This is a genomic window from Paracoccus aeridis (assembly GCF_004923205.2).
Classification (GTDB): domain Bacteria; phylum Pseudomonadota; class Alphaproteobacteria; order Rhodobacterales; family Rhodobacteraceae; genus Paracoccus; species Paracoccus aeridis.
Genome location: NZ_SELD02000002.1, coordinates 36136 through 51294, shown reverse-complemented (window position 1 = coordinate 51294; position 15159 = coordinate 36136). Strand labels below are relative to the sequence as shown.

The 15159-nt window shown below is 70.5% G+C and carries 16 protein-coding genes and 1 pseudogene; 2 read left to right on the top strand and 15 right to left on the bottom strand.

Annotation, left to right across the window (positions count from 1 at the left end; all coding sequences use genetic code 11):
* The 12 genes and pseudogenes from ELI80_RS01255 to ELI80_RS01200 form a co-directional block, all read right to left on the bottom strand.
* Positions 1–534: pseudogene (locus ELI80_RS01255) on the bottom strand (protein TolA); the annotation flags it as partial.
* 4 nt (positions 535–538) lie between these two features.
* A complete protein-coding gene (locus tag ELI80_RS01250; RefSeq protein WP_136649121.1) occupies positions 539–1009 on the bottom strand; it encodes an ExbD/TolR family protein in 471 nt (156 codons plus the stop codon).
* A gap of 1 nt (position 1010) precedes the next feature.
* Positions 1011–1703 (bottom strand): protein TolQ, encoded by a 693-nt coding sequence (tolQ, locus tag ELI80_RS01245; protein ID WP_136649120.1) that lies wholly within the window; start codon positions 1701–1703, stop codon positions 1011–1013.
* Positions 1704–1834: 131 nt separating this feature from the next.
* Positions 1835–2269 (bottom strand): tol-pal system-associated acyl-CoA thioesterase, encoded by a 435-nt coding sequence (gene ybgC, locus ELI80_RS01240; protein WP_136649119.1) that lies wholly within the window; start codon positions 2267–2269, stop codon positions 1835–1837.
* Complete coding sequence (locus ELI80_RS01235; protein ID WP_136649118.1) at positions 2266–2838, bottom strand: hypothetical protein; 573 nt, start codon at positions 2836–2838, stop codon at positions 2266–2268. The genes ybgC and ELI80_RS01235 overlap by 4 nt, the downstream gene beginning before the upstream one ends.
* Positions 2835–3440 (bottom strand): putative glycolipid-binding domain-containing protein, encoded by a 606-nt coding sequence (locus tag ELI80_RS01230; protein ID WP_201740506.1) that lies wholly within the window; start codon positions 3438–3440, stop codon positions 2835–2837. The genes ELI80_RS01235 and ELI80_RS01230 overlap by 4 nt, the downstream gene beginning before the upstream one ends.
* Positions 3430–4038 (bottom strand): 3-oxoacid CoA-transferase subunit B, encoded by a 609-nt coding sequence (locus ELI80_RS01225; protein WP_201740508.1) that lies wholly within the window; start codon positions 4036–4038, stop codon positions 3430–3432. The genes ELI80_RS01230 and ELI80_RS01225 overlap by 11 nt, the downstream gene beginning before the upstream one ends.
* Positions 4039–4134: 96 nt before the next feature.
* Positions 4135–4830: a CoA transferase subunit A gene (locus ELI80_RS01220; protein ID WP_136649115.1), complete on the bottom strand. Its 696-nt coding sequence runs from the start codon at positions 4828–4830 to the stop codon at positions 4135–4137.
* 72 nt (positions 4831–4902) lie between these two features.
* Complete coding sequence (locus tag ELI80_RS01215; RefSeq protein ID WP_136649114.1) at positions 4903–5283, bottom strand: MliC family protein; 381 nt, start codon at positions 5281–5283, stop codon at positions 4903–4905.
* 110 nt (positions 5284–5393) lie between these two features.
* The gene (topA, locus tag ELI80_RS01210) at positions 5394–8072 is read right to left on the bottom strand and encodes a type I DNA topoisomerase (RefSeq protein ID WP_136649113.1); all 2679 of its coding nucleotides are present in this window, start codon (positions 8070–8072) and stop codon (positions 5394–5396) included.
* Positions 8073–8233: 161 nt separating this feature from the next.
* Positions 8234–8923, bottom strand: a complete 690-nt coding sequence (locus ELI80_RS01205; RefSeq protein ID WP_136649112.1) for a DUF4142 domain-containing protein — start codon at positions 8921–8923, stop codon at positions 8234–8236.
* Positions 8924–9037: 114 nt separating this feature from the next.
* Positions 9038–9859 carry a ferredoxin--NADP reductase gene (locus ELI80_RS01200; protein WP_136649111.1) on the bottom strand — a complete coding sequence of 274 codons (822 nt, stop codon included), beginning with the start codon at positions 9857–9859 and terminating at the stop codon, positions 9038–9040.
* 143 nt (positions 9860–10002) lie between these two features.
* Between ELI80_RS01200 and ELI80_RS01195 the strand changes: the two genes are divergently transcribed.
* Together ELI80_RS01195 and ELI80_RS01190 are read left to right on the top strand one after the other, a co-directional pair.
* Positions 10003–10713 (top strand): CDP-alcohol phosphatidyltransferase family protein, encoded by a 711-nt coding sequence (locus ELI80_RS01195; RefSeq protein ID WP_136649110.1) that lies wholly within the window; start codon positions 10003–10005, stop codon positions 10711–10713.
* Between the two features lie 115 nt (positions 10714–10828).
* Positions 10829–12298, top strand: a complete 1470-nt coding sequence (locus ELI80_RS01190) for an ABC transporter substrate-binding protein (RefSeq protein ID WP_136649109.1) — start codon at positions 10829–10831, stop codon at positions 12296–12298.
* 59 nt (positions 12299–12357) lie between these two features.
* Here ELI80_RS01190 and ELI80_RS01185 read toward each other — a convergent pair whose 3' ends face one another.
* The 3 genes from ELI80_RS01185 to ELI80_RS01175 all read right to left on the bottom strand — a co-directional run bounded on the left by ELI80_RS01185 (position 12358) and on the right by ELI80_RS01175 (position 14904).
* Positions 12358–13305, bottom strand: a complete 948-nt coding sequence (locus ELI80_RS01185; protein WP_236641267.1) for a lytic transglycosylase domain-containing protein — start codon at positions 13303–13305, stop codon at positions 12358–12360.
* 76 nt (positions 13306–13381) lie between these two features.
* Positions 13382–14026, bottom strand: coding sequence for a hypothetical protein (locus ELI80_RS01180; protein ID WP_136649108.1), 645 nt, complete (start codon positions 14024–14026; stop codon positions 13382–13384).
* 113 nt (positions 14027–14139) lie between these two features.
* Entirely contained in the window at positions 14140–14904 is a 765-nt protein-coding gene (locus tag ELI80_RS01175; protein ID WP_136649107.1) for a L,D-transpeptidase, read from the bottom strand.
* Between the last annotated feature and the right edge of the window lie 255 nt (positions 14905–15159).

The following is a 15159-nucleotide window of genomic DNA, read 5'->3' as shown; positions in this document are numbered from 1 at the left end:
GGGCTGGGCGGCGGGGGCCTCGCCCGCGGGCAGGCCGGGGCGCACCGGCCGGGGCGCGGCGGCGGCGACCGCGCGGCCCGGCGCCGCGTCGGGCAGGACCACGGTGCCGCTCGCCTCGAACGGCGCGTCTGGCTGAAGGGGCGCGATGGTCGCCACCGCCACCGCTTCCTGCGGGGCGCGCAGGTCGGACAGGTCCGGCGCCGCTTCGGGCGCGACCTCGGGCGCGGGCATCGCGAGCGGGTCGACCTGATCGGCGGGCGGCGCGACCGAGACGTTGCCGCCCACGACAACCTCGTCGCCCGGCGCCTGCGGCTGCGCGGGCTGGATGGACGCGGTCTCGCCCACCGGCCCCGCGCCGCGGGTCGCGGCGGCCATCTGCTGGAAATCCGCCTCGGACATGGTCTGGACGTTGGTCATGCGGATCGACGCCGAGGGCTGGCCGCGGAACAGCGCGCCACCGACCGCGACCCACGCGATCAGGGCCGCATGCGCGATGCCCGAGACCCAGGCCCCGATCCGGTCGGCGCGATCCATCGCCTCAGCCGTCCATCCGGGGGCCGTCCATCCGGGGGCCGCCGGTATCGGTCACCAGCACGATGTCGCGGAAACCGGCCGCGTTCAGCGCCCCCATCACCTGCATGACGCGGGCATAAGGAATGCCGCCGTCGGCGCGCAGGTAGATGCGCCCGCTCTGCCGCTCGGCGGCGATGGCGCGCAAGGTCGGGACAAGCTGGTCCTCGGCCACTTCGCTTGTCATCAGGACCAGCGGCCCCGACGGCGGCACGCTGATCGTCAGCGGCTCCTCGGGTTCCGTGGTGATCGCCTCGGCCGCCGTGCGGGGCAGCTGCAACGGCACGCCGACGGTCAGAAGCGGCGCCGCGACCATGAAGATGATGAGCAGCACCAGCATGACGTCCACGAAGGGGGTCACGTTGATTTCCGACATCGGCTGGTTGCGCCGCCCGCGTCCGCGGCGGCCGCCACCGCGGCGCATGCTGCCCGCGCCCAACTCAGTCTTCCTCGAGCTGGCGCGACAGGATGGTCGAGAACTCGTCCGCGAACGCCTCGTGGCTGGAACTGATGCGGTCGGCATCGGCGGCCAGGTTGTTGTAGGCGACGACGGCCGGAATTGCGGCCAGAAGGCCCAGCGCGGTGGCGAGCAGCGCCTCGGCGATGCCGGGCGCCACCACGGCAAGGCTGGTGTTCTGGCTGAGCGCGATCCCCTCGAACGCGTTCTTGATCCCCCACACCGTGCCGAACAGCCCGACGAACGGCGCGACCGACCCGATCGTGGCGAGCAGCGGCAGGCCGCGGTTCAGGCGGTCGGATTCGCGCCCGATGGCCACGTTCATCGCCCGGTCGATGCGGGACTGCGCCGCCGGGATGATCCCGCCGTCGTCCTTCTGCGACCGGCGCCATTCCAGCATCCCGGCCGCGAACACCCGTTCCGCCGCGCCGCGCGGACGCCCGCTCATCTGGTCGTAGACGTCATCGAGCGGCTGGCCCGACCAGAACGCCCGCTCGAACCGGCCGGCGTCGCGCCGGGCGCCGGCGAAGGTGATGATCTTCTGGATGATGACCGCCCAGGACCAGACGGACGCCAGCACCAGAAGCACCATGACCGCCTGCACGATCGGCGAGGCGCGCGTGAACAGCGCGATGAGCGAGAAGTCGACCGGCGTTCCGGCGGCGATTTGTTCCATGGGTCGGTGCCTGTCCTTGCCCGGGACGCGCTCAGTCGCGTGCGGGTGATCCATGCGGGGCCTGGCCGCTTCGGGCGGTCTTTTGGCCGGGATTTAACCAGAAGGCACCCCTGCGGGGCAACACATGTCCGTCAGTTGTCCCCGTCTCGGGCGGGTTCGCGCAGGGCGGCGGGCGCGTCCAGCGCGGCCCGCACCGCCGCGGGAACCCGGACCGGCCGCATCGACGGGACGGCGACGCAGACCAGATCGACCTCGGCCGCGAACAGGGTTGCGCCCCCGCGCTCGACCCGCTGCGCCAGTGCGATCCGGGCGCCGTGGATGCCGCGCAGTTCGGACACGACGTCCAGCAGGTCGTCGTAGCGCGCGGGGGAAAGGTAGTCGGCGTTGACCCGCCGCGCGACGAAGGCGATCCCGTCCCGCTGCATCAGCGCCAGCTGGTCGATGCCGCCCGCGCGCAGCCATTCGCTGCGGCCGCGCTCGATGAAGCGCAGGTAGTTGGCGTAATAGACCACCTGGCCCAAGTCGGTGTCCTCGTAATAGACCCGGACGGGCAGGCGGTGGGTCATGGCGCACCGACCCTTGCCGCCAGCCGCAGCGCGTGGCTGGCGTCGCGGGCGCAGGGCGGCAGCGCGGGGTCGTAGGCGGCGCGGATCAGCCCCGCGAGGTCGGAGGACGGCGTGACGTGGCTGGCGAAGCTCAGCATCGCGTTCACGCCCGCGTCCTCGGCCAGCGCGGCCGGATGCGCCTGCCCCAGCGCGCCGCCGAGCCGCAGGAAGGTCATGCAGGCGCGGATCGCGCCTTCCGCGTCGAAGCGCAGCAGGCGGTAGCGGTCAGCCGACTGCGCCGCGAGCCGCCCGGGCAGGTCGTCCAGCCCGGTGAGACGGTCGAGATCGGTGACGCCGCGCAGGTCGTCCCAGTCCGCCACGGCGAAGATCATCAGGTTCGCGCCGGTTTCCGGGTCGGTGTCGGTCAGCGGGTGGCGGGCGTGGGCGACCACCGCCTTGAGCGCGTCGCGGAAGATCGCGAGCGATGCGTCGTCCAGCCCGAACACCACCGGCGCGACCGGCCGCCCCCAGCGCGCGCAGAGAAAGTCGCCGCCCTGCGTGAACAGTGCCGCGATCTCGTCGGCCGTCACGCCGCGGCCCCGGTGGCCACGCGGCGGAACAGTTGCGGATAGTCGAGGACGAGGCCCATGTCGTCCACCGGCAGGTTTGCGACGAAGTCGCGAAACAGCCCCTCGTAGCGCCAGAGCCGGTCGCCCAGACGGGTATAGCGCTGGTCTGCCGGCTCCGGCAGGAAGGCCCCCTCGAGCTGCCCCGCGAGTTCGTCCGGCAGCGCGACGTAGGCCGCGCGGATCTCGCAAGCATCGCCCACCGCAAGCCCGAGGCGCCGGATCGGCAGGGTATTGGTCGCGGCGGTCACGCCGATGTCCACGTCGATGCAGCCGCGGAGTCTGTGGATCGCCCTGCCCCTCTGCTCGTCGTGCCAGTTGCCTTCACCGTCCGCGGTGACGTGCAGCGAGTGGCTGCCGGCATAGCGGACCCGCACCTCGCGCGTGCGGCCCATCGCGTCGGCGCGCACGATGTAGTGGGCCCCGTAGCTGTCGCCCCCGCGGTTGCCGGCGACCATGCCCTCGAGCACGAGGCCGTTCGCCCGCAGCTTCAGGACGCAGTGTTCCAGCCCCTGCCCGTCCTCGCCGGTCCAGCGGACGGCGCGGACGCCTGCCTCAGGCGACAATCGTCGCCTGCGTCGCGGCGCGCAGGTCATCCTCGGTCACGCCGTCGGCGCATTCGACGATCCGAAGCCCGCCGTCCACCACGTCCAGCACGCCCAGGTTCGAGATGATGCGGTCCACCACGCCCTTGCCGGTCAGCGGCAGGGTGCATTCGCGCAGCACCTTGGATTCGCCCGCCTTGTTGGTGTGGTCCATCACCACCACCACGCGCTTCACGCCGGCCACCAGGTCCATCGCCCCGCCCATGCCCTTCACGAGCTTGCCGGGGATCATCCAGTTGGCGAGATCGCCGTTCTCGGCCACTTCCATCGCGCCGAGGATCGCCATCGCGATCTTGCCGCCGCGGATCATCGCGAAGGACTGGGCGCTGTCGAAATAGGCCGAATGGGGCAGCTCGGTGATGGTCTGCTTGCCCGCGTTGATGAGGTCGGGGTCCACGTCCTCGTCGGCCGGGAAGGGGCCGATGCCCAGCATCCCGTTTTCCGACTGCAGCGTCACGGTCATCCCCTCGGGGATGTAGTTCGCGACCAGCGTCGGGATGCCGATGCCGAGGTTCACGTACATGCCGTCCTGCAGCTCGCGCGCGGCGCGGGCGGCCATCTGGTTGCGGTCCCAGCCCTTCGCGGCGGGGGCAGCAGGGGGCGCGCCCACCTCGGAACCAGCGGCGGCGGTCGGTTTCGTCTGCTCGGCCATGGCTTACCCCTTCCTCACGGTGCGCTGTTCGATCCGCTTCTCGTGCTCGCCCTGGATCAGGCGGTGGACGTAGATCCCCGGCAGGTGGATCGCGTCGGGATCGAGGGAACCCACGGGCACGATCTCCTCGACCTCGACCACGCAGACGCGGCCGCAGGTGGCGGCGGGGACGTTGAAGTTGCGCGCGGTCTTGCGGAACACGACGTTGCCCGAGGTGTCGGCCTTCCAGCCCTTCACGATCGCCAGGTCCGCGACGAAGCCGCGCTCGAGGATGTAGTCCTCGCCGTCGAAGGTCTTCACCTCCTTGCCGTCGGCGATGACGGTGCCGACGCCGGTCTTGGTGTAGAAGCCGGGGATCCCCGCGCCGCCCGCCCGCATCCGTTCGGCCAGCGTGCCCTGCGGGTTGAACTCCAGCTCGAGCTCGCCCGACAGGTACTGGCGCATGAACTCGGCATTCTCGCCCACGTAGGACGAGATCATCTTCCGGATCTGCTTGCTGTCCAGGAGGATGCCGAGCCCGAAGCCGTCCACGCCGCAGTTGTTCGACGCGATCGTCAGGTTGCTGGTCCCCGCCTTGTGGATCGCCGCGATGAGCAGTTCCGGAATGCCGCAGAGGCCGAACCCCCCGGCGGCGATGGACATCCCGTCGCGCAGCACCCCGTCCAGCGCCGCGTCGGCATTGTCGTAGATCTTTCCCATGACCCCCCCGAACAATTCTGTGCGGACGTTCTGCACGGAGGGGCCGCCCAAGTCAACGAACCGGCAGGGGGATCAGTCGGTGACGCAGTCCTTCATGACGTATTCTTCCTTGCCGTTGGTGACAGCCAGAAGATCCGCGTTCCTGCCCTTTGTCATCAGGGTGTAGTCGTAGTTCGGATCGGTCGTCTTGTAGATCGCGCCCGAGGCCGAGACCTGCTGCGCCATCGCCAGCAGTTCGTCCTGCACCAGCACCACCGCATAGCCGTTCCCGGCCGCGGTGTTCATGTAGGCGACACTCAGCACGTCATTGTCGGCGCAGGAATAGTTCGCGACTTTCAGCATGTCCTCGGCGGCCTGCGTGGGGGCGGCCAGCGCCGGGGTGGCAAGCGCCGGGGTAGCGAGCGCGGGGGTGGCAAGCGACAGGGCGATCAGGGCGGCTGCGGGTTTCAGCATGGAAGGCTTCCTTCATGTTACCTTGTAACAGGCAGGTACCACGCCGACCCGCCCGATGATAGGCCACGTCCCCGTGAGAAGCCCCGCGCCCCATCACCAGAGCGCGAGGGTCAGGCCTCCGCCCCCTTGGCGGGGCTCGCGGCCTTCTTGGGTGCGGCCTGCCGGGCAGCCGGCTTTTTCGCTGCCGGCTTCTTCGCCGCGGGCTTCTTCGCTGCCGGCTTCTTCGCGGCTGTCCCGTCGGCAGCCTGCGCGGTTTTTTTCGCCGCCGCCTTCGGCGCCTTGGCGGCCGCAGCCTTTGCGGCAGGCTTGGCCGCAGCCTTCTTCGGCGCCTTGCCGCCCTTGGCCGCCTTGGCGGCGATCAGCTCCAGCGCGCGGTCCATCGTCACGGCTTCGGGCGCCAGGTCGCGGGGCAGCGTGGCGTTGACCTTGCCCCACTTCACATAGGGCCCGAACCGCCCGTTCAGCACCTGCACCGCGCCGCCCGCGGGATGCTCGCCCAGCTCCGCCAGCGGTGCCGCCGCGGCGGCGCGCCCGCGCTGGGGCTTCGAGGCCAGCACCTCGACCGCGCGGTTCATGCCGATGGTGAACACCTCGTCCACCTCGGCGAGGTTGGCATAGCGCGGGCCGTGCTTGACGAAGGGGCCATAGCGGCCGATCCCCGCCTCGATCATCACGCCGTCGTCGGGGTGCGGGCCGATCTCGCGCGGCAGGTCCAGCAGCCGCAGCGCCTTTTCAAGGTCCATCGCCGCGACCTCCCACCCCTTCGGGATCGAGGCGCGCGGCGGCTTCGGTTCCTCAGCCGACGCCTCGCCGCGCTGGACGTAGGGGCCGAAGCGGCCGTTCTTCAGGCTGATGTCGAGGCCCGCGGCGTCCTGCCCCAGCACCACGTCGCCCATCATCTCGCCCTCGGGGCCCGACAGCGGACGGGTGTAGCGGCATTCAGGATAGTTGGTGCAGCCGACGAACGCCCCGCCCGAGCGCGCGGTCTTCAGGTTCAGCCGCCCCTTGCCGCAGAGCGGGCATTCGCGCGGATCGCCCCCGTCCGCCCGCGGCGGATAGAGATGCGGCGCCAGCGCGTCGTCGATCGCGGTCAGCACCTCGGAGATGCGAAGTTCGCTCGTCCCTTCAAGCGCGGCGGTGAAGTCGCGCCAGAACCGCCGCAGCACCTCGCGATAGGCGCGGTTGCCGCTGGAGATGTCGTCGAGCTCGCCCTCCATGTCCGCGGTGAAGTCGTAGCTCACGTAGCGCGGGAAGTAGCGGGTCAGGAACACGGTGACGAGACGGCCCTTGTCCTCGGGGATCAGGCGGTTCTTGTCCTTGCGGACGTAGTCGCGGTCCTGGATCGTCGTGACGATGCTGGCGTAGGTGGACGGGCGGCCGATGCCGAGCTCCTCCATCCGCTTGACCAGCGTGGCTTCCGTGTAGCGCGGCGGCGGCTGGGTGAAGTGCTGTTCCGGCACCACGTCGCGCTTGGCGGCGGGCTCGCCCTCGGCGATCTGCGGCAGGCGGGCGCTGTCCTCGCCCTCGTCGTCGTCGCGGCCCTGGTCATAGACCCGCAGGAAGCCGTCGAACAGCATCACCTGCCCCGTCGCGCGCAAGCCCACCTGCCCGTCGGCGCTGCCGATCTCGACCGTCGTGCGCTCCATCCGGGCGGCTTCCATCTGCGAGGCGATCGTGCGCTTCCAGATCAGGTCGTAGAGCTTCTTCTGCTCGGGCTCGACGTTCAGGCCGTCGGGCGACAGCATCATGTCGGTGGGCCGGATGCATTCGTGCGCTTCCTGCGCGTTCTTGGCCTTGTTCTTGTACATGCGGGGCGAGGACGGGACGTAGTCCGCCCCGAACCGGGCCCTGATCGCGTCGCGCGCGGCCATCACGGCTTCCGGCGCCATGTCGATCCCGTCGGTCCGCATGTAGGTGATGTAGCCTGCCTCGTAGAGCCGCTGCGCCGCCGACATGCAGGCCCGCGCGCCGAGGCCCAGCTTGCGGCTGGCTTCCTGCTGCAGGGTCGAGGTCATGAAGGGCGGCCACGGGTTGCGGCTGGCGGGCTTGCTGGCGACCGAGATCACCTTGAGGTCGCGCGACTGCACGGCGCTGACGGCCAGCGCGGCCCCCTCGGCATCGGCGAGGTCGTAGCGGTCCAGCTTCCTGCCCGCATAGGTCACCAGCTGCGCCTGGTATTCGGCCCCCGCGGGCGTGGCGAGGGTCGCGTGGACGGTCCAGTATTCGCGGGCGCGGAACGCCTCGATCTCCATCTCGCGGTCGACGATGATCCGCAGCGCGACCGACTGCACGCGGCCGGCGGACTTGGCGCCCGGCAGCTTGCGCCACAGGACCGGCGACAGGTTGAAGCCCACGAGGTAGTCCAGCGCCCGGCGCGCGAGATAGGCATCGACCAGCGGCTGGTCGATCTCGCGCGGGTTGGCCATCGCCTCGGTCACGGCGTTCTTCGTGATCGCGTTGAAGGTCACGCGGCTGACGGCGGCCTTCTTGAGCGCGGGGGCAAGCGCCTCGCGCAGGTGCCAGGAAATCGCCTCGCCCTCGCGGTCGGGGTCGGTCGCGAGGATGAGGTTGGGGTCCGACGCCAGCGCGTCCCTGATCGCCTTGACGTGCTTTTTCGACTCTGCCGCGACTTCCCACTTCATGTCGAAATCCGCGTCGGTATCGACCGACCCGTCCTTGGGCGGCAGGTCGCGGACGTGGCCGAACGACGCCAGCACGGTGTAGTCGTCGCCCAGGTACTTGTTGATGGTCTTGGCCTTGGCCGGGGATTCCACGACGACGACTGGCATTGGGCACCTCCGGCTCGACTTGACGCGGGAACATGGTCACCCGGGCGGGCGGTGTCAACGGACCGGCACGCACGGCCCGGTGACCCCTCGCGGCATGGCAAGGGAAAGGGCGCCGCACCCTTCCGGCGCGGCGCCCCCGATGGCCTGCAAGGCCGGTGTCGTCAGTTCGCGAGGTCCTGCAGATGCTCCGCGTGCATCTGCAGCACGGGCAGCGTCTTCTGCGCGAACGCGGCGAGTTCGGCGTTGGTGGTGGCCTGCGCCTCGGCCGAGAACAGGTCGATCGCCTCGGCATGGGCCTGCGCCTGCAGGTCCATGTAGGTCTGGTCGAAGACGCCGGCGTCGGCGTCCTGCAGCGCCTGCCAGTGGTCGGCGGCCGCGCCCATCGGCTCGGCCGGGACCTGCAGGTTGTTCGCGGCGGCGACGACCTTCAGCTCGTCATTCGCCTTGGTGTGGTCGGCGACCATCTGCTGGGCGAACTCCTTGATCTCGGGCGAGGCGCTCCGCTCGATCGCAAGCTCGCTCGACATCACCTCGAACATGCCGCTGCTGGCGGCCATGTTGACGAAGTCCTGCGGCTCCAGGGGCGCCATCGTGACGGCGGCGCCGCCGGTGGCGGCCATGGTCGACGCGGCGGGGTCGGGGTTCGCCATCGTGGCCGGCGCGGTGGTCGTCGTGGTCGCGGCCGGCGCGGTGGTGTTGGTGGTCGCGGCGGGAGCCGTGGTCATCGCGCCGCCGGCGGGCGCGGTGGGCGAGGCGGCCGACGTGTCGGCGGTCGGCGGCGTCGCGGTCTGCGCCGACACGGCGCCCGCGGCGGCCAGGCCGATCGCGGCAGCAAGGAAAGCGGTTTTCATGGGAAAGCTCCTCGGACACAAGCGTCTGGCGAAGGAACACCCGCCTCGGCCCGAGGTTTCCTGATAACATTAACGTGGCCGCATGCAGAGGCCCCGTCCGACCCCCCCGCCGGGTCAGATGCCCTCGCCCACAAACGCCTTCTCGATCACGAACTCGCGCGGGTCGCTGTTCGCCCCTTCGCTCAGGCCGAACCCTTCCAGCACCTTCTTCACGTCCATGTTGAAGGCAAGGCTGCCGCAGACCATCGCCCGGTCCTCGGCCGGGTTCATCGGCGGCAGGCCCAGGTCCGCGAACACCTTGCCCGAGACGAGGTTGTCGGTGATCCGGCCCATGCGCGGCCCCTGCTCGCGGGTGGTCGTCGGATAGTACAGCACGCGGTCCGCGAACCCGTCCCCGAAGATCTCGCCCAGCAGCGGATCGTGCCCGAGCGCCCCGACCAGCGCGCCGCCATAGGCGAGTTCTTCCGCACTGCGGCAGGTGTGCATCATCACCACCTGCTCGTAGCGCTCGAACGTGTCGGGGTCGCGCAGAAGGCTCGCGAAGGGCGCGAACCCCGTGCCGGTCGCCAGCAGCCACAGCCGCCGCCCGGGCAGCAGCGCATCCAGCACCAGCGTGCCCACGGGCTTGGGGCGCAGGATCAGCGGGTCGCCCGGCCGGATGTGGCGCAGGCGCGAGGTCAGCGGCCCGTCCGCGACCTTGATCGAATAGAACTCCAGCTCGTCGTCCCACGACGGCGAGGCGATGGAATAGGCGCGCAGGATCGGCTTGCCGTTGTCGCCGGGCAGGCCGATCATCACGAACTCGCCCGACCGGAACCGCAGCGAGGCGGGCCGGGTGCAGCGGAACGACATCAGCCATTCGGACCAGTGCCGGACCTCGGTCACGGTCTGGGTGTCGGCGGCCATCACGGGCCGGGGCTTCGTCGTGTCGTCCATCGCTGCCTTCCATCGGGGCCGCCGCGCCCCGCCTGACGCCGGATGTCGCGCCCGTATCTAGGCGCTCGCCCGCGAAACCGAAAGCCCGGCCGGACGCCACGCCGCCATTGCGCCGTCCCGGCCCTGATGCGACAAGGCGGGTCATGAAGAAGCGCTTGCAGGCCCTGTCCGTCCACATGCTGACCGCGACCGGGGCGGTCCTGTCCATGCTCGCCATGCTCGCCGCGGTCGAGGAACGCTGGTCGCTCATGTTCGGCTGGCTGGTCGTCGCGCTGGTGGTGGACGGGATCGACGGGCCGCTGGCGCGGCGCTACCGCGTCAAGGACAACTGGCCGATGTACGACGGCGTCCTGATGGACCTCATCATCGACTACATGACCTACGTGTTCATCCCCGCCTTCGCGCTGTTCAAGTCGGGGCTTCTGGACGGGTGGACCGGCTGGGTCGCGATCATCTGCATCGTCTACGGCTCGATCATCTATTTCGCCGACACCCGGATGAAGACGCGCGACAACAGCTTCGCGGGCTTTCCCGCCTGCTGGAACATGGTGGTGCTGGTCCTGTTCGCGCTCAAGCCCGACTGGCGCGTCACGCTGATCGTGGTGGTGGCGCTGGCCTTCACGATGTTCACCAACATCAAGTTCATCCACCCCGTCCGGACGGAGCGCTGGCGGGCCGTGTCGCTGCCGATGGCAGCGGGGTGGGTCCTGTTCGCGAGCTGGGCGGTGTGGGTCCACTTCCACCCGCAGAGCTGGGCGGTGTGGGGGCTGGTCATCAGCTCGGCCTGGCTGATGCTGGCGGGCCTCGTCCAGCAGATCGTCCCCGAACGTCAGCGGCGCCGTCGCGGCGCCTGATCCATCGTCAGACCACGCACGGGGCTTGATCCATCGTGACGATGCGGTAACGCTGCACCGCAGAAAGAACCGGAGCCGCCGTGCGGCCCGGTTGGCCGTCCGGGGAGGGAACATCATGATCCGCAAGCTTCTGACCACCGTGGCGATGCTGGGCACGCTCGCCGCACCCGCGTTCGCCCGCGATACCATCACGCTGGGCATGGTGCTGGAACCGCCGACGCTGGACCCGACCGCGGGCGCGGCGGCCGCGATCGACGAGATCACCTATTCCAACCTGTTCGAGGGGCTGACGCGGTTCGGCCCCGACGGGTCGGTCCAGCCGGGGCTCGCCGAACGCTGGGACGTGTCCGAAGGCGGCCGGATCTACGACTTCCACCTGCGGCAGGGCGTCAAGTTCCACGACGGCGCGGACTTCGCCGCCGACGACGTGGTGTTCTCGCTCGACCGGGCGCGGGCCGACGGGTCCGTGAACGCGCAGAAGGGCCTGTTCGAGGGGATCGAGACGGTCGAGGCGATCTCTCCCGCGCAGGTCCGCGTGACGCTCAGGGCGCCGGACGGGGCGTTCCCGTTCAAGATGGCCTGGGGCGACGCGGTGATCGTGGACCCGGCCTCGGCCGAAACGAACGCGACCCGGCCCGTCGGGACCGGGCCGTTCGCGTTCGCGGACTGGCGGCAGGGCGACCGGCTGACCATCGCGGCGTTCCCCGGCTACTGGGGGCCGAAGCCCGCCCTGAGGGAAGCCACCTTCCGCTTCATCTCGGACCCGACCGCCGCCTTCGCCGCGATGATGGCCGAGGACGTCGACGCCTTCCCGAACTATCCCGCGCCCGAGACGCTGGACGTGCTGAAGGCCGATCCGCGCTTCAAGGTCATCGTCGGCACGACCGAGGGCGAGACGATGCTGTCGATCAACAACGCGAAGAAGCCGCTCGACGACGTGCGCGTCCGCAAGGCGATCGCGCTGGCAATCGACCGCCAGGCGATCATCAACGGGGCGATGTTCGGCTATGGCACGCCGATCGGCAGCCACACCCCGCCGCACAGCCCCGACTACGTGGACCAGACCGCGAAATCGCCGCACGATCCCGAACAGGCGCGCGCGCTGCTGGCCGAGGCGGGCGTGACCGGCCTGCGCCTGCGCCTTGCCCTGCCGCCGCCCCCCTATGCCCGCCGGGGCGGCGAGATCGTCGCGGCCGAGCTGCGCGAGATCGGGATCGAGACCGAGATCACCAACATGGAATGGGCCCAGTGGCTGGAGACCGTGTTCAACGGCGGCGACTTCGACCTGACGATCATCAGCCATGTCGAGCCGATGGACATCGATATCTACGCCCGGCCCGACTATTACCTCCACTACGCCAGGCCCGATTACGTGGCGCTGATGGACCGGCTCAAGGCCGCCGTCGATCCCGCGGAACGCAGCGCCCTGATCCGGCAGGCGCAGGAGGAGCTGGCCGACGACTACGTGGTCGCCTGGCTGTTCCAGCTGGCCAAGACGGGGGTCGCCAACGCCAAGATCGAGGGGCTGTGGGAGAACTCGCCCACGCCCGCGAACGACCTGACCGGCGTGCGCTGGATCGAGTAGTCCGCCTGGCGGTCAAGATCGGGCGATCCGGCGCCGGCGTCCCCGCGGGCGCCGGCGCTTCAGTTCTTCAGCACGATGCAGCGGCCGCCCAGCGACTTCAGCTGGTTGCAGAACGCCGCGGCTTCGGTCCGCGAGGAATAGCCGACCTGCGCCGTGAACACGCGGCGCGGGTTTCCGGTCATCGACTTGCGGATGTAGCTGATCTTCTTGCCGCCGAGGATGGGGCGCAGCTGCCGGTTCAGCCGGCTGACCTGCGCCTGCGCGCCCGCCTGGCTGGGATGCGCGGCCAGGATCACGCCCCAGGGCCAGACCCGGTTCGGGGTCCCGAATTCCTTGAGCGTGCGGTTCGCGGCAAGCTTGATGCACGCCTCGCGGAAGGGGCGATCCTTGTCCAGCCGCAGGTCGATCGTGGCGGGCGGATCGTCGCGCCATTTCCACGCGTTCTGGCCGGTGATCGCCTCGACGTAGTCCTGCGTCTCGTAGGGCAGGACCGAGCTGCCGTTGTAGAACCTGAGCGCCCGCCCCTCGCCCCCGTTATAGGCGACGGCCGCCAGCCCGATGTTGCCGAACCCGTCGGCGAGATAGGCAAGGTAGGTGGCCGAGGCATGGATCGCCTTGGCGGGGTTGAACGGGTCGTCCAGCTTCCGGATGCGGGCGGTTTCGGGCATGAACTGCGCGATGCCCAGCGCGCCCACGGGCGACACGGCATCGGGTTCGAACAGGCTTTCCTTCCACAGCAGGCGGGCGAGGAAGTTCGGGTCCAGCTTGTTGTCTGACGCCGCGCGCTCGATCGTGGTGCAGACGTCGGCGACGTAGGTCACGGCCTCGATGCAGCTGCGCCCGTCATCGGTGCAGCGGCGGTTTTCCGTCAGCCGCGGGGCGGGCAGGCCCTCATAGACGTCGACCGCCTCGCGCGCGGCGGCGGAGGGCGCCGCGGTGACGGCAACCCCGATGCCAAGGCCGGCTGTCATGGTCGCCGCAAGAATCGTGAACAGAAGCCGTGTCATTCCGGGTCCCCGCGATAACCGGGTCCGGTTAACAGATCGGACGCCGGCTTGGAACGAAAAGACGCGGGCGAAGCGGCTACGCGCGCGACTTTCCCGGCTTGCGGTCGTTGCCCTTGAGGTTGTCGCCCCTGGCGTTCCGGTCCTTCGCGGACGCCCCCGCCGTCTTCGGACCCTCGTTCCCGGCGGCGCCCGCGCTGCCTGCCCTGCCGCGGGCGTTCGCGTCCTTGCCGGGCGCGCGCCCCTGCCCGGCGCCCTGCCGCGCCGCTCGCTCGGCCTTGTTGGCGAGCCTGCGCGCCTCGCGCTCGGCCCGGCCGGGGCTCACGGTTTCCGACGGCGGCGACGGCGCGCGGGCGGCGGCGGGCTGGTCCGTGCCGGCTCCGGTCCCAAGGGCGGGACCGGCCGCAACCTTCCGTGCCGCTCCGCCCCGCTTCTTCGGCTTTTCCCCGGACGCTTTGCCGGCATCCGCAGGCTTCACCGGCTCGTCGCTGTCCGCCCGCCCCTGCCGGGCGCGCTTTTCCTCGACCGCGCGGCGCAGGGCGTCGGCGATCGGCCTGCGGTGCAGGTCATCGGCGCCGGCGAGCACGTCGCGGCGCGCGCGCAGGTCGCGAACCAGCGCGTTCAGCGCGGGCCGGTCGAGCACGGCGAGCCTGTCCTGCCGCGCCCGGTCCAGCAGCGCGGCGTCAACCGGCGAAGGCGAGGTGGTGTCTGGAGTCCTGGCCATGGATCAACCCTGCTGAATGCCCGCTGCGGGACGCGCGACGCGCGCCCCGGGATCAGGCCCGAAGCGCGCGCGGAAGCAAGCCGAAGGGCGGCTTGCGTGGTAAGGCCTCGCCGTTACTGGACGACCTGCGCCCCGGGCGCGGCCACCTGTGCGACCTGCCCGGCCGGCACGAGATAGCCGTCCGGCGTCTCGCTCAGCGGGCCTTCCAGCGCGGCGCTTTCGGCGCGGGTGCGGACCTTCACCGCCGTCCCCAGCGGCGTTTCGTCGTAGAGGTCCAGGATGTCCTGGTTGAACAGGCGGATGCAGCCGGCCGAGGTCGCCTTGCCGATCGACGACGGGTCGAGCGTGCCGTGGATCCGGTACAGCGTGTCGCGCCCGCCCTGGTACAGGTACAGCGCGCGCGACCCCAGCGGGTTCTGCGGGCCGCCGGGCAGGCCGTTGCGGACGGGGCCGTAAAGCTCGGGCTCGGTGCGCACCATGTTGGCGGTGGGGGTCCACGACGGCCACGCCGCCTTGCGGCGGATCGTGCCGCTGCCCGCGAAGCCTGTGCCGGCACGGCCGACCGCGATCCCGAAGCGCATCGCCTCGCCGCCTTCCAGCACGTCGTAAAGGACGCGCGCATAGGGATCGACGACGATCGTCCCCGGCGCTTCCGGGCCGTTGTAGGGGACGCGCTGGCGCTGGTTGCGCTCGGTCAGGTAGGCAGGCTTGACCGCCGGGATCTCGATCGGTTCGCCGTTCGGGCCGGTGTCGACGCGCGGGCCGTAGATGCCGGGCACGACGGCGGGGGTGTCGGTCGGGGCGGGCACGATCGTGGGCGCCGGCGCACAGGCGGCAAGGGCCAGCGCAACCGCCAGCGTGAGGGGGGCGAAACGCATCGCGTCATCCTTCGTGTTCGTCGGGCGGCGCGGCGCGCGCCCGGAGGGCAGCTGAGAGCAATCGCCCGATCCGACGGCAGAGCCGGAAAGGCGATTCGTCTGCCGATCATTCGCCGGCCGGGCAAGGGAAACGTCAACAACCGCAGCGGGATCAATGACGGGGCGTGACAAAAATGTTGCGAGACGCCGGCCGCGCTGGACCGGCCGCCTTCCGCGGCGGGGTCGTGCAAGGGTCTTTGCGCCGCGCGGGAACCG

What these genes read in the sequence shown, in the direction of transcription:
- ELI80_RS01220 (WP_136649115.1), bottom strand. Translation starts at nt 4,830, where the DNA reads ATGGGAAAGATCTACGACAATGCCGACGCGGCGCTGGACGGGGTGCTG.
- ybgC (WP_136649119.1), bottom strand. Translation starts at nt 2,269, where the DNA reads ATGACCCACCGCCTGCCCGTCCGGGTCTATTACGAGGACACCGACTTG.
- ELI80_RS01180 (WP_136649108.1), bottom strand. Translation starts at nt 14,026, where the DNA reads ATGGCCAGGACTCCAGACACCACCTCGCCTTCGCCGGTTGACGCCGCG.
- ELI80_RS01195 (WP_136649110.1), top strand. Translation starts at nt 10,003, where the DNA reads ATGAAGAAGCGCTTGCAGGCCCTGTCCGTCCACATGCTGACCGCGACC.
- ELI80_RS01200 (WP_136649111.1), bottom strand. Translation starts at nt 9,859, where the DNA reads ATGGACGACACGACGAAGCCCCGGCCCGTGATGGCCGCCGACACCCAG.
- tolQ (WP_136649120.1), bottom strand. Translation starts at nt 1,703, where the DNA reads ATGGAACAAATCGCCGCCGGAACGCCGGTCGACTTCTCGCTCATCGCG.
- ELI80_RS01190 (WP_136649109.1), top strand. Translation starts at nt 10,829, where the DNA reads ATGATCCGCAAGCTTCTGACCACCGTGGCGATGCTGGGCACGCTCGCC.
- topA (WP_136649113.1), bottom strand. Translation starts at nt 8,072, where the DNA reads ATGCCAGTCGTCGTCGTGGAATCCCCGGCCAAGGCCAAGACCATCAAC.
- ELI80_RS01205 (WP_136649112.1), bottom strand. Translation starts at nt 8,923, where the DNA reads ATGAAAACCGCTTTCCTTGCTGCCGCGATCGGCCTGGCCGCCGCGGGC.
- ELI80_RS01175 (WP_136649107.1), bottom strand. Translation starts at nt 14,904, where the DNA reads ATGCGTTTCGCCCCCCTCACGCTGGCGGTTGCGCTGGCCCTTGCCGCC.
- ELI80_RS01215 (WP_136649114.1), bottom strand. Translation starts at nt 5,283, where the DNA reads ATGCTGAAACCCGCAGCCGCCCTGATCGCCCTGTCGCTTGCCACCCCC.
- ELI80_RS01185 (WP_236641267.1), bottom strand. Translation starts at nt 13,305, where the DNA reads ATGACACGGCTTCTGTTCACGATTCTTGCGGCGACCATGACAGCCGGC.
- ELI80_RS01225 (WP_201740508.1), bottom strand. Translation starts at nt 4,038, where the DNA reads ATGGCCGCCCGCGCCGCGCGCGAGCTGCAGGACGGCATGTACGTGAAC.